The sequence below is a fragment of the Bacillus sp. Au-Bac7 genome (assembly GCF_021341655.1).
Taxonomy (GTDB): Bacteria; Bacillota; Bacilli; order Bacillales; family Cytobacillaceae; genus Niallia.
Genome location: NZ_JAJTTG010000007.1, coordinates 104,060 through 117,630, shown reverse-complemented (window position 1 = coordinate 117,630; position 13,571 = coordinate 104,060). Strand labels below are relative to the sequence as shown.

The 13,571-nt window shown below is 38.3% G+C and carries 12 protein-coding genes and 1 riboswitch; of the genes, 5 read left to right on the top strand and 7 right to left on the bottom strand.

Going from position 1 to position 13,571, the window contains the following annotated elements; genetic code table 11:
- Positions 1–222: 222 nt before the first annotated feature.
- Positions 223–1,557 carry a 5'-deoxyadenosine deaminase gene (locus LXM54_RS19500; RefSeq protein WP_233316908.1) on the bottom strand — a complete coding sequence of 445 codons (1,335 nt, stop codon included), beginning with the start codon at positions 1,555–1,557 and terminating at the stop codon, positions 223–225.
- Positions 1,558–1,602: 45 nt separating this feature from the next.
- Positions 1,603–1,702: riboswitch (purine riboswitch) on the bottom strand.
- Between the two features lie 175 nt (positions 1,703–1,877).
- Here LXM54_RS19500 and mgtE point away from each other — a divergent pair.
- From mgtE to LXM54_RS19485, 3 genes are all read left to right on the top strand, one after another.
- Positions 1,878–3,236 (top strand): magnesium transporter, encoded by a 1,359-nt coding sequence (mgtE, locus tag LXM54_RS19495; RefSeq protein ID WP_233316907.1) that lies wholly within the window; start codon positions 1,878–1,880, stop codon positions 3,234–3,236.
- Between the two features lie 171 nt (positions 3,237–3,407).
- Positions 3,408–4,568 (top strand): FtsW/RodA/SpoVE family cell cycle protein, encoded by a 1,161-nt coding sequence (locus LXM54_RS19490; protein WP_233316906.1) that lies wholly within the window; start codon positions 3,408–3,410, stop codon positions 4,566–4,568.
- Between the two features lie 294 nt (positions 4,569–4,862).
- On the top strand, positions 4,863–5,315 hold the full coding sequence (locus LXM54_RS19485) for a Dps family protein (RefSeq protein WP_233316905.1): 453 nt from the start codon (positions 4,863–4,865) through the stop codon (positions 5,313–5,315).
- A gap of 33 nt (positions 5,316–5,348) precedes the next feature.
- Here LXM54_RS19485 and LXM54_RS19480 read toward each other — a convergent pair whose 3' ends face one another.
- Positions 5,349–6,251 carry a YegS/Rv2252/BmrU family lipid kinase gene (locus LXM54_RS19480; protein WP_233316904.1) on the bottom strand — a complete coding sequence of 301 codons (903 nt, stop codon included), beginning with the start codon at positions 6,249–6,251 and terminating at the stop codon, positions 5,349–5,351.
- Positions 6,252–6,389: 138 nt separating this feature from the next.
- On the opposite strand from LXM54_RS19480, the gene LXM54_RS19475 reads away from it, so the two are divergent.
- Both LXM54_RS19475 and LXM54_RS19470 read left to right on the top strand, forming a co-directional pair.
- Positions 6,390–7,046, top strand: coding sequence for a potassium channel family protein (locus LXM54_RS19475; RefSeq protein WP_233316903.1), 657 nt, complete (start codon positions 6,390–6,392; stop codon positions 7,044–7,046).
- Positions 7,047–7,198: 152 nt separating this feature from the next.
- Positions 7,199–8,713, top strand: a complete 1,515-nt coding sequence (locus tag LXM54_RS19470; RefSeq protein ID WP_233316902.1) for a mechanosensitive ion channel — start codon at positions 7,199–7,201, stop codon at positions 8,711–8,713.
- A 198-nt stretch (positions 8,714–8,911) separates the two neighbouring features.
- Here LXM54_RS19470 and LXM54_RS19465 read toward each other — a convergent pair whose 3' ends face one another.
- The 5 genes from LXM54_RS19465 to LXM54_RS19445 all read right to left on the bottom strand — a co-directional run bounded on the left by LXM54_RS19465 (position 8,912) and on the right by LXM54_RS19445 (position 13,559).
- Positions 8,912–9,691, bottom strand: a complete 780-nt coding sequence (locus LXM54_RS19465) for a divergent polysaccharide deacetylase family protein (protein ID WP_233316901.1) — start codon at positions 9,689–9,691, stop codon at positions 8,912–8,914.
- 98 nt (positions 9,692–9,789) lie between these two features.
- Entirely contained in the window at positions 9,790–10,863 is a 1,074-nt protein-coding gene (locus tag LXM54_RS19460) for an ABC transporter substrate-binding protein (RefSeq protein WP_233316900.1), read from the bottom strand.
- On the bottom strand, positions 10,860–11,663 hold the full coding sequence (locus tag LXM54_RS19455; RefSeq protein WP_233316899.1) for an ABC transporter permease: 804 nt from the start codon (positions 11,661–11,663) through the stop codon (positions 10,860–10,862). The genes LXM54_RS19460 and LXM54_RS19455 overlap by 4 nt, the downstream gene beginning before the upstream one ends.
- Positions 11,660–12,463 (bottom strand): ABC transporter permease, encoded by an 804-nt coding sequence (locus LXM54_RS19450; protein ID WP_233316942.1) that lies wholly within the window; start codon positions 12,461–12,463, stop codon positions 11,660–11,662. The genes LXM54_RS19455 and LXM54_RS19450 overlap by 4 nt, the downstream gene beginning before the upstream one ends.
- Positions 12,453–13,559, bottom strand: coding sequence for an ABC transporter ATP-binding protein (locus tag LXM54_RS19445; protein WP_233316898.1), 1,107 nt, complete (start codon positions 13,557–13,559; stop codon positions 12,453–12,455). The genes LXM54_RS19450 and LXM54_RS19445 overlap by 11 nt, the downstream gene beginning before the upstream one ends.
- Positions 13,560–13,571: the final 12 nt, after the last annotated feature.

Genomic DNA, 13,571 nt, shown 5'->3' with positions numbered 1-13,571 from the left:
AAAAACAAATATGTAAACTGTCTCGGAGTATTTTAATTTCTCCCTGTATGCTTTCCTAATATACGTAGATTGATACAGCAGCAAGCCATTTTCCATTACATTATACAAGGTATCTGTGTTGTTTTATATAATTATCGAAGGAATATAAAAAATGATATATAGATGTAATTTTATTTTAAAAAACCGCCTCAATAAAAGAGACGGTTTTATGATGGGATACCCCTACACAATATTCGTTTTTTTCAATAATCTTTTTATGCTGCTATCTGCTTCCTTCAAAATGAGCGGTTTATCTATTGTTCGCATTATTTTATTTTCCATTACGATTCTGCCGTCAATTATTGTTGTTACTACATCAGCTCTTGTTGCTGAGTAGACAATCCTCGATATTGGATCTACATCATAAGAAGGATATGTGTGGAAGTTTTGTAAATTGAGAATGGCTATATCTGCTTTTTTCCCCACTTCAATGCTTCCGATTTCTTTCTCTAATCCTACTGCCTTTGCGCCGCCGATTGTCGCCATTCTAAATACTGTTCTTGCATCCATTGCTGTCGGACCATGAATTGGCTTTTGGATTAATGCAGCTAATCTCATTTCATTGAACATATCAAGATTATTATTGCATGGAGCTCCATCTGCACCAAGGCTTACTGAGGCATGATTACACAGGAGCTCAGGGGTATCTGCAATACCTGATGCCAGCTTTAGGTTAGAGCCTGGGCAGTGGCTTACATGAACACCTTTTTCTTTTATAATCCTCTTTTCCTCTTCATCAAGCCAAATACAGTGAGCCAATATCAGCCGCTCATTGGCCAGGCCGAGATGATCAAGATAGACTACATTCCTCATTCCTGTTTCTTCTTGAACAATTTCAATTTCTGTTTTGTTTTCAGATGCGTGTGTGTGTACAAGCACATTATACTTATCTGAAAGCACCTTTACTTCTTTGAGGAGTTCCTCTGTACAGGACACAACAAATCTCGGTGAAAAGGCGTATTTTATTCTTCCTCCATCAAATTGATCCCACTTTTCCAATAAATCCACACTTTGCTGGATAGAGTCTGCCGTTTTTTCTTGCAGAGCCTTTGGCACCTCGCTGCCCTTATCCATCATCACCTTCCCTGAAACCGCCCTGATTCCGCTTTTGGCGATTGCCTGAAAAGCATAATCAGCATGATGAACGGTCTCCATATCGACAATTGTTGTTGTACCGCTTTCCATCAGCTCACCGATCCCCAGCATTGCTGAGTAATAAATTGAGTCCTCATCATGAGCAGCTTCTAGTGGCCAGATTCGTTTGCGCAGCCAATCCATCAGCTCTAAATCATCTCCCTTGCCCCTGAATAAGGTCTGGCATAAATGAATATGTGTTTGCACAAATCCTGGGATTACCGTATGTCCTGCCGCCTCTATTATTTTATCTGCAGTGCTAGCATCAATTTCTGGTCCAATTGCCTTGATAAGGTCATTTTCAATTAATATATCCCCGTTTACTATTTCTTCTTGCCCATTCATCGTTACGATTTGTGCATTCTTGATTAATATTGTCGTCATTGTCCTTTTCCCCCTATACACATAAAAAGCTACGAAAAAACAAGCTGAAAATGCCTGTTTTTTCGTAGCTAGAAATTTACGGTTTCTAAGTAGAGACCCTTAAACCAATTATTAAGGATATACGAAAGTAACATAATTAAATTAACTTTTATAAGATAATATTAACTCAATCTCATTTGACAGCAAGCTAATTGTCAGAAAACTTAACATACTTTTTACAACCCGATGGTAAAAAAATATCCATTTCATTCTTGTTGTTTATTTCATATAATAGTACAGGGTATAAACAACTATGACTTTGGCGGAAAGGAGTGGGAAGTATGATACAAAACATGTCAGACAATCAAATCACACTTCACATTATTAAAACACTGAAAGAAAATAAAAAAGCAGAATTTGAGACAATTGTTGATGAGCTTCAGCCATACGACATTGCTCAAATTTATGAATCACTCCCCGATAAGCATAGGACCCACTTTCTCCTTTATCTAAATACAGATTTGTTAGCAGACCTGCTCGAAGAGGTTAATAAAGAAGAGCAGCTTGATATATTGAATAAACTTGGCATTGAAAAGACAGGGAAGGTTCTTGATTTAATGGACAACGATGACCTCGCATCCCTTCTTAATGAACTTTCACCGGAAAAAACGGAACAATTGCTTTCGGGGATGAAAAAAGAAGAGTCCATCATCGTCCAAAACTTAATGAACTACCCGGATGAAACAGCCGGCCGACTAATGACGAACCGCTTTGTTTGGATACGCGATTATTATTCGACAAGAGAAGCAGTCGATAAGCTTAAGAGCTTTGCTGATTTTGCAGAAACATTAAGCTATCTTTATGTCATTGATCAAAAACGGAAATTAGTTGGAGTAGTATCTTACCGGGATTTATTAATTGCAGAGCCGCAGGATAAAATCAGGGACATTATGTATGAGCGGGTAATCAGTGTTTCTGTTGCTGAGGACCAAGAGCAAGTTGCTCATATCATCCAGAAATATGATTTCTTAGCCATTCCTGTTGTTGATGATGAAAACATGCTGATGGGTATTGTTACCGTCGATGATATTATTGACGTTGTTATCCAGGAAGCTGATGAAGATATTCAAAAATTATCTGCCGGCGGTAAGGATATAGACTTCGATACGAAAGCTCATGTTGCAGCATATCGCAGACTGCCTTGGCTTATTTTGCTCCTGTTTATCGGCATAGTGTCAGGCAGCATTATCAGTTCTTATGAGGATATTCTCAGTAAAGCTGTAGCGTTGTCCTTTTTCATGCCGATGATTTCCGGAATGACCGGTAATACTGGCACACAATCGCTTGCGGTTATCGTTCGCGGATTAATTTCTAATACAATTAATAAAAAGATTGTTACTAAGGTAATTTTCAGGGAATTGCTTGTCGGCCTTATAATTGGAGCAACATGTGGCATAATCATCACATTAATAGCATATGTATGGCAAGGAGATCCTGTCTTAGGATTTGTGGTTGGATGCTCCCTTTTCTTTACACTTATTATCGGCACACTGTCTGGTACAATCATTCCGCTGATTTTGTATCGCTTTAAGATTGATCCGGCAGTAGCTTCAGGTCCACTTATTACTACATTAAATGATATTTTTTCTTTGTTTATTTATTTTGGCATCGCAAGTGCCTTCCTCAAACATATTATGTAAAGCCAGACGCTTCATTAGAATGACTTCCCAATTTCTAATGAGGCGTTATTTTTTTCACTTAAGCAAAAGTTAAATATTTTTTGCCAATATAAAAAAATGGAAACTATTAGTCCCTTGTAACCGTCTTAATAATTGCAATTCATTTCCAGTTATTTATAAGGAGTTTTGCTTATGAGAGGAAGAAACAACAGTGTTTCAGATAAAGTTGATTGGACATTATGTTTGCTGCTGCTGCTGTTTTGTTTGACAAGCTGTGTGTCGATATACAGTGCAGACAAAGATTATCTGCCCTCACAAATTATGTGGTATGTGATCGGCTCGGTCGCTATCGCTGTTATTACTTGCTTTGATAATGACCAGTTGAGGAAGCTGACGTGGATTTTATACGGAATCGGAATCGCCCTTCTTCTAGGACTCGTTTTTGCACCGATCACCGATTTCACTCCAGAACGAAACGGCGCTCAAAGCTGGTATGTCATCCCATCTGTTGGCAGCATCCAGCCTTCGGAATATATGAAAGTATTCACGATTATGGCATTATCAAAGGTTATCCATGACCATCATGAAAAGACAGTTTATACTTCATTAAAAACAGACCTTATCCTTTTATGTAAAATAGGCCTTACGGCAGGAATTCCAATAGGACTTGTTATTGTACAAGACTTTGGAACGACATTAGTTTTAATTGCCATCGTCGCAGGGATGGTTCTTGTTTCAGGCATTACCTGGAAGATCATTATTCCGTTATACAGCTCCATTATTTCCTTCGGGGCGCTTGTGATGTATTTAGCTGTTTTCGGCAGAAGCCTTCTCGCTAAATACTTAAGCATCGACCAGTATCAGTTTGCCAGAATTGACTCATGGCTTGATCCTGTTGAAGCAGGAGATTCCGGTCTCCAGCTCGTCTGGTCTCTGCAGGCAATAGGCTCAGGTCTTATTTCAGGAAAGGGCTATGGGAACGTTGAGGTTTATATCCCCGAAAGGCATACAGATTTTGTGTTTACTATTATTGGAGAGGAATATGGCTTTGTGGGTGGAAGCATCCTAATTATTCTATATTTCCTGCTTATATATCATTTAATCAGAACTGCCTTTCTATCTAATGATCCTTACAGCATTTATATATGTGTCGGTGTTATTAGCATGATTGCGTTCCATGTATTTGAGAACATTGGGATGACAATCCAGCTCCTTCCTATTACAGGTATTCCGCTTCCCTTTATCAGCTATGGAGGAAGCTCGCTAATGACGAATATGATGGCAATGGGGCTAATCTTCAGCATTCGCTATCATCATCGCAGCTATATGTTCTCTCCCTCTCTTTCCATATAATAGAAAGCAAAAAAGCAGCAAATCATTCATTGCTGCTTTTTTGCTTGTTTAAATCCTAGCAGCAACCGGGTATAGTTTTCTAACAGCTGCAGAAAATAATGGTGATATTTGAAAGTTATTTGAACTTATGTGTTTTACACTAGTTTTCCACATGTTTCCTGTATATGATAGTAGTAGAAAGAATCATCAGTAAATTGAAATCAAAACTAAATTAAAATAATTATAATTAAGTATTGATTTTAAATTAAAACTTGTTATAATTAAAGTATGATAAATCGAAGGGAGCTAATCAAAATGGGATTACAAACTAAAGTTGAATTACAAAAAGAATTAAATGTACAAGTAGCAAACTGGAGCGTGCTTTACACAAAACTTCACCAGCATCACTGGTATGTAAAAGGACCTTTCTTCTTTACATTACATGAAAAATTTGAAGAGCTCTACGACGAAGCGGCAGAAGTTGTAGATGAACTTGCAGAACGTTTATTGGCAATCGGTGGAAAGCCTGTTTCCACATTAAAAGAATTTATGGAAACTTCTACACTATCAGAAAGCACAGAAAAATTATCAGCAACTGAAATGGTGAAATCTCTTGTAGAAGATTACAGCCACATCAATACACAACTTAGAGCATTAGCGGGACATGCTGACGAACTTGACGATACTGTGACACATGATATCGCAATTGGATTAACAGAAAAAATCGAGAAGCATCTATGGATGCTTACAGCATACTTATCTGAATAAAAAATAAGGCATCCTTTCAAAGGATGCCTTTTCTCATGTTAACTTTGGCTTCAGCATTTTAATATGTCCAGGAAGAACCTTCAGTTCACTTGGTGTTTTTGTGTAAACCTCGCCATCCATATCCACATCCACAAAATGCTCAGAGCTTATTTTAATATGTTTCCCTCTTATATACACAACCTCCTCCATAAACGCCTTATCTGTTTCGAAGTCAATTTTCCGCAAGTCATTTAACTCTTTTACTAGCTGAAAATTTGTATTCCTGACAAGGAAAACATCAACCATTCCATCATTATAGGAAATGGAGAATGGCAATCGTTTCCCCCCAATATAGTTACCATTCACTACTATTGCCAAAACAGCCTTTTCACGTATTTCCTTGCCGTCTATATTCATGACAAGCTCTTTCGGCTCTGTGTTTTGGATGGTTCTAATAGCACTTAGAACATAACTCGCCTTTCCAAGAACGTTTTTCTCCTCTTCCCTAATATTATTTGATGTTTCAGCAACAATGCCTATCCCCCAAAAATTCAAGAAGTAAGCAGAATCAGTTTGAACAATATCAACAGCTTCTTCTTCTCCATTAGAAACAAGCTCCTTGGCTGCTTTTTGCAAATTTTGCTGTATATTTAAAGTCCGGCTGAAATCATTGCATGTCCCCCCTGGCAAGACAGTCAGCACAGGTCGTTTCTGTAAGCCGGCCAGTCCATTTATGCATTCGTGGATAGTTCCATCTCCACCAAGAACAATTACAAGATCTACCTTCTCTCCATACTCTCTGCATATTTCTGCAGCATGCTTTGGCCGGCTCGTTTTAAAAACATGCAATTGATCTATTTCATTTGCAAACACAGGTAAACAGCTTTGAAGCTGTACATCCGTTTCCTTTTTGCCTGCATTGCCATTATAAATAAAAAGGGCATTTTTATATTTCATAGTTTCTATGCATCCTCCTTCTTTTTATACCCTTTACCCATAAAGTACATAAAAGCTAACTTGTCTCTGCATAACTTTGGAAATATCTAGCATTATGATAAAATATAGTCCAAATACAAAAGCAGCGGAGGAACTTATGTGAAAAAACAATTTGTCGTGATTGGACTAGGGAATTTTGGCGGGAGTCTAGTTAAAGAATTTCATGAGGCTGGAACAGAGGTATTGGCAATTGATCAAAGCCTGGAAAGGGTCGAAAAATACCGCCCGTTTGCCACGCACTGTGTACAGGTCAACAATATGAGCGAGGCAACGCTGACAACTCTTGGAATCCGCAACATGGATCATGCTTTTGTTGCTTTGGGAGATGACATTGAGTCGAGCGTACTTACAACCTTGATTTTAAAAGAAATGGGCATGAAGCAAGTTTGGGTTAAAGCAGCAGATACTTATCATAAAAGAGTCCTAGAAAAGATAGGAGCAGACCGAGTCATCCATCCAGAAAGGGATATGGCTAAAAGAATCGCCCATCATGTTATCTCTGAAAAAATGATTGATTATATTGAGCTGTCAGATAAACACGGCATTGTAGAATTAGCTGCCACAGAGAAAGTACACCAGCAAACACTTCTTGAATTAAATGTTCGAGCCAATTTCGGCTGTACGATAATCGGCATTCAACGAAAGGGCGATACAATCGTCTCCCCTTCTGCCGAAGAGAAAATTTATAAAGGCGATACACTGATTGTCATCGGCAGCAATGAAGATATTTACCGATTCGAAGAAGATGGATTATAAGCAAGCGGAGAAAATCCGCTTTTTTTTATGCAGCTAGAATGCAGACCTTCTCTGTTCCACTCCAATTTCAGCTAACCTTCCTTCTAACTTTTTAGTTTATTCTCAAATCTGACGGGTAATAAGGACAATAAGTCATGACAAGGAGGAATAATATGATAAATAACAGTGGAAATTGGAATGGATGGAACAACTACTTAGACAGATTGCCAGATTTTCTCTTGGCAGTGGTCGTATTAATCCTCGGTTGGATTATCGCAAAAATCATTGAGAAAGCCATTTATAAAGGACTTCAGAAAACAAAGCTCGATGATAAAATTTTTCCTGAAGGAAAACCAAAAAAGTACTCTTCTGAAAAAATTATCAGTAAAATAATATTTTACATTCTACTTGTGTATGTATTCAGTCTCTTCTTTAACATCTTGAATTTAACTGTTATTACATCACCATTAGTATCAATGCTCTCATCTATTTTTGGAGCAATCCCTAATATTCTAAAAGCTGCCATCATTCTATTGGTTGCATGGCTGGTTGCTTCTGGCTTAAAGTACTTGATTAAAAAGTCAGGGAACACATTGAAAGTCCATGAGAAACTTAACAAATGGAAATTACTAGACAACAATCAACAGCAGCCTAACCTGATAGACAAGATTGCGAATATCGTCTTTTATTTTGTACTACTTCTTTTCTTGCCTGCGGTTTTAGGCGCACTTGATTTATACGGGGTTTCAGAACCATTTGCTAACATGCTTCAAAATATTCTTGCATTCCTGCCTAAGCTTCTTGCAGCAGCGTTGATTGTTTTAGTCGGTTATTTTGCAGCAAAAATCGTCCGCACAATCATTACAAGCTTCCTGCAAAGCGTCGGTTTAGAATCATTGGCTAACCGCTTTGGAATGGCGAAGTTATTTGAAAAAACATCCCTATCTACTATAGTAGGTAATATCGTATTTATCTTCATTATGATTCCTGTCGTTATTTCTGCATTAGAGAAACTGGATATAGACGGAATCTCCCAGCCTGCAGTAAGCATGCTGAATGATGTACTGACAATGATTCCAAACATTGCTGTGGCAATCTTCCTTGTATTGCTGGGCGTATGGATTGGTAAATGGATTAAACAAATCGTCTCATCCCTATTATCTGGCTTAGGAATCGATTCTTATGTCCATAAGATAGGAATTGCACCTTCTACAAGCATTGCCAACCTGATTGGTTCAATTGCACAAATTTTAGTTGTTTTCTTGATGGCAGTCCAAGCATTAAATCTGCTCGGCCTTGAGTTCTTAGTTACATTATCAACGGCTGTTGTGGCTTACTTGCCGCAAGTCATTGCCGCTGTTGTAATTATTGGTGTAGGTTTGTGGCTCGGAGTTCTTGTGAAAAACACACTTGCAGGACTACTTCATGGAGCGGCATTTAGACTGCTTCCTTCCATAGCGAAGTACTCTATTATTGCCATTACAATCTTTATGGCATTAGATCAATTAGGTGTTGCTTCTTCTATTGTTACAGCTGCATTCACTCTTATCCTTGGTGGTCTAGCTCTTGCATTCGGACTAGCCTTCGGTCTTGGCGGAAAAGATTTTGCTGCTAAGAGATTAAGAAAGCTTGATGCAAAAATGGATGAATCAGGAATCAATAAGAATCAAGATGACAGCAGTATGTAATAAGCTTATATGTAAAGAAACTCCGCAATTTGCTTGCGGAGTTTTTTTCAATCATCTGAAAAAACCGTCATTTCTTATAAGTTATTAGTTGATATGAAACCAATTTCATAGTTTATGCTTAACTAAACGGCGCAGCTTTTCAGCGTTATATGCGTGAATTTTGCATAGCGTGATGGTCAGCTGCTCCGCTGCTTATTCTTACGGCAAGTCTGTATCAAGCAATTCATAACCGTCTACCAATGTGGACAACGGCACGATTTCGGCATCTTTTTGGTATAACGGAATATATTGTTTCAGCACAGATACAACAGCAGGACCGGAAATGCCTACATGGCCGATTGCAATATACTCGTCCTTCTTATTAAGGTTCTTAACAAGACTTGTTGCCTGCTTTTGGATATGCTGGTTAGAATAAATGTGATCGAAGAACATATTGTTCTCCAAATAAGGCACTTGCAATTCCTCTGCCAGTTTTTTTACGACGCTCTTCCCTGTCGTTTTGCTGTCGAGATAAAATAAATCGTGTTTTTTACACTCTTCTAATATTATCCTCATCACTCTTTCATCCTCTGTAGCCTTTGAACCCATATGATGATTCATCCCAACTGCATAGGGAATACTTTCAATGGCGGAGACAACTCTTTTTCTAATTTCTTCATCGCTTAAATTCGTTGTGATTGCTCCAGGACCAAGCCAGCTTTTTTTACCTTGCTTAGGCTCTAACGGCATATGAATGATAACATCATGCCCCTTTTTGTGAGCTTTAATGGCATCCTCTTTGCTCGTCGGCATAAATGGCATAATTGCCGCAGTGATTGGCACAGGCAGATTCAGCATCTCTTCTGTTCCCTTCATATTGTTGCCGAAATCATCAATGACAATCGCAAGCTCTTTTTTTGCCTGCTGCTTTTCACCCTCCGCATATGCAGTCACACAGGAAAAGGTGAGCAAACAAAAAAGTAATAATGTTTTTCTCATAAAAACACCTCGCTTTTTTCCTTAGTATTTTCTTCTAATCCAGACTTCATCCACTTATTTACTTCCATAAAAAAATGACTTGGCATAAAGCCAAGTCACTATTTGCGATGCATTTTGAATTCCAGGAACAGATCATTATACTCAGCTAAAGACCGCTGCCCAAGATTCTCATACACCTCAAGTTTCGATGTCATTTCCTCATCTAAATAAAAGCGTTTATCAGAAGTAATTTCTTCCGGCAAGTATTGCATTGCCGCTTTATTTGGCGTCGAATAGCCAACATACTCTGTGTTTTGTGCTGCATTTTTTGCATCAAGCATAAAATTGATAAACTGATGAGCACCATCAATATTTTTTGCTGTTTTCGGAATAACCATATTATCAAACCAAAGATTAGAGCCTTCCTGTGGAACCACATATTCTACCTCTTCATTTTCCCACATGATTTCAGCTGCCATGCCTGACCATAGTACGCCAATCGCTGCTTCTTCGTTTTCTATAAGCATACGAATTTCGTCCCCAACTATTGCTTTAACATTAGGAGTCAGCGTATCCAGCTTCTCCTTCGCTTCCCGCAAATGCTTATGATCTTTGTCATTAAGAGAATAGTTTAAGCTGTTAAGGCTCATCCCCATTATTTCTCTTGCTCCATCTATAAGCATGATTTGGTTTTTCAAGTCACTATCCCATAAGTCATTCCAGGAAGTTATCTTTTTCCCTCCGAGCATTTCGGGATTATACACTATACCTACTGTTCCCCAAAAATAAGGGATGGAATATTTATTATCCGGATCAAATGATAAATTCATGAATCTGCTGTCAATATTTTTGAGATTCGGTAACTTTGTATGATCAATCGGGAGAAGGAGATTCTCCTCTTTCATTTTATCAATCATATATTCAGAAGGGATGGCAATATCATAATTCGTGCCGCCCTGTTCTATTTTAGTCATCATCGCTTCATTTGAATCAAATGTCTCATATATAACCTTTATTCCTGTCTCTTTTTCAAACTTATCGATAAGGTCCGCATCGATATAATCTCCCCAGTTATAGACCGTTATCGTATTTCCACCCGCATACCCTCTGCTGCTGTTCACTTGATGAACAACTGCCATTAGGATAGCTGATAAGATGAGAGCTGCTGTCAGCCCTCTTATTAGCCCCTTCATTTGCTCACCCCCGGTTTATGCCTTCTGACTGTTCGCTTCGCAACGAAATAGTAGCCGATGACAAGCAGCAGTGTAATAAAGAATAGCAAGGCAGAAAGTGCGTTGATATTAAGCGAAATTCCTCTTCTTGCCAATGAATATATTTCTACAGATAAAGTAGAAAAACCATTGCCTGTCACAAAGAAGGTAACTGCAAAATCGTCCAAAGAATAGGTTAGCGCCATAAAAAATCCAGCATAGATACCTGGAGCAATATATGGCAGAATAACCTTCGACAGAACTTCCTTCCAGCCTGCGCCAAGGTCAAAAGCTGCATCCATTAAGGTTGGGCTCATTTCCTGAAGCTTTGGCAGCACCATTATTACCACTATCGGAATAGAAAAGGCAATATGCGACAAGAGAACAGATACAAAACCGAGTTTTATTCCTAAAATAGTAAAGAAAATCAGAAACGATGCACCAATGATAACATCAGGACTTACAATCAAAACATTATTTAAGGACAACACCGTATTCCTTAATCGTTTTCTTCTCATCATGGAAAGACTGATTGCTCCAAACACACCGATAATGGTCGCAATCGATGCTGACAGCAGTGCGACAATTATCGTGTTCAGTACAATCACAAGCAGCCTTGTGTCTTGAAACAGCTCTTTGTACCACTTCCAAGTGAAGCTTTGGAAATCATGCATTGTACCACCGCTGTTAAAGGAATAAAAAATCAAATAAAAGATTGGGGCATATAGAAGAATAAAAATGAAAACTAAATATAGTACAGATACTTTCGATAATTTATTCATCTTATCCCCCTCTCTTTCTTGCTACCTGTTAGCATCATAATCACAATCATGATAATAATCAGGAAAACAGCTATTGTAGAACCCATTCCCCAGTCTTGTGTGATTAAGAAATGCTGTTCAATGGCTGTTCCAAGCGTGATGACTCTGTTGCCGGCAATCAATCTTGTAATCATAAACAGAGATAATGCTGGAATAAAAACAGCCTGGCAGCCTGACTTGACCCCATCTATTGTTAATGGAAATATTACCTTTGAGAACGTCGTCCAGCTCGATGCACCTAAATCTTTTGACGCATCTACAAGACTAGGATTCAACTTTTCTAGTGCATTAAAGATTGGTAATATCATAAACGGAATAAAGATATACACACTGACAAACAGGAAGCTGAAATCTGTAAACAGAATTTGCTGTTTACCAATTCCTAAGAAGTCCAGCACCTCGTTTGCTGCACCATATGTTCCGAAAATCCCTAAAAATGCGTAAGCCTTTAAAAGCAGGTTAATCCATGAAGGCAGTATAATAAGGAGCAGCCATAATTGCTTATGCTTAGTCTTCGTTAATATATATGCTGTTGGATAAGCGATAATCAAGGAGAAAAAAGTGATCAAAAACGCATACCAAAAGGAGTTTAACGTCATTTTCAAGTAAACAGGTGTAAAAAACTTTTCGTAGTTACTGAATGTCAGCTGATCTTCAATATCAAAAAAAGAATAATAAACAATCAGCACCACAGGAGCAATTACAAACAACGCAATCCATAAGTAGTAGGGAATCGTATACCAATTTGCCTTATTTTTCATCATTTGCACCTTCATATGCCTCAAGGCGTCTGTCAAACTCTTCTTCTGTTTCTCCTATTCTCATGACATGAATTGCCTCTTTTTCAAAATCAAGACCAATTTCTTCCCCTACAACAACTTTTTTAGTGGAATGAACAAGCCACTCATTGCCATCCTCATCATATCCGCAAATTTCATAATGAACTCCCCTAAACAGCTGGGAATCTACCTTTACTTTAAGCTTTCCTGCATCTGGTGAAGTAATGTTTAAATCCTCTGGACGGATAACAACCTCCACCGCTTCATTATGGTTAAAGCCTTGGTCGACACATTCAAATGTTTTGCTTGCAAAATGAACGACAAAGTCTTTCTCCATTCTCGCTGAGACTATATTGGATTCTCCAATAAAATCAGCGACAAAACGATTAATCGGCTCATCATAAATATCCGTAGGTGTGCCGCTTTGTTCGATTTTGCCTTTATTTAAGACAAATATTTCATCTGACATTGCTAATGCCTCTTCCTGGTCATGTGTGACAAAGATAAACGTAATCCCAAGCCTTTGCTGAAGTTCTCTCAGCTCATACTGCATTTCTGTGCGCAGCTTTAAATCCAATGCAGAAAGAGGCTCATCAAGAAGAATTATTTCCGGTTCATTTACAATAGCTCTCGCAATGGCCACACGCTGCTTTTGGCCACCTGACATTTCACTTATTTCCCTATTCTCATAGGAATCTAAATTGACAAACCGTAATGCGTCCTTTACTCGCTTCTCTATTTCCTGCTTTTTCAGCTTTTTAATGCGCAAACCGAAGGCAACATTTTCAAAAACATTTAAATGAGGAAATAACGCATAATCTTGAAACACCGTATTTACTTGTCGTTTATTCGCTGGAATTTTATTGATAACTTTATCATTAAAGTAAATATTCCCCTCAGTCGGCTCCATAAAGCCTGCGATAAGGCGCAGAATTGTTGTTTTTCCGCAGCCTGAAGGTCCAAGCAGTGTATAGAATTTGCCTCGTTCTATTTCAAAGCTGACATTCTCTAGCACAGTCGTATTTTGGTCATAGGCTTTTGTTACATTTTCAAACCTTATAATAGATTCACCTGGCATGATATTCTCCTT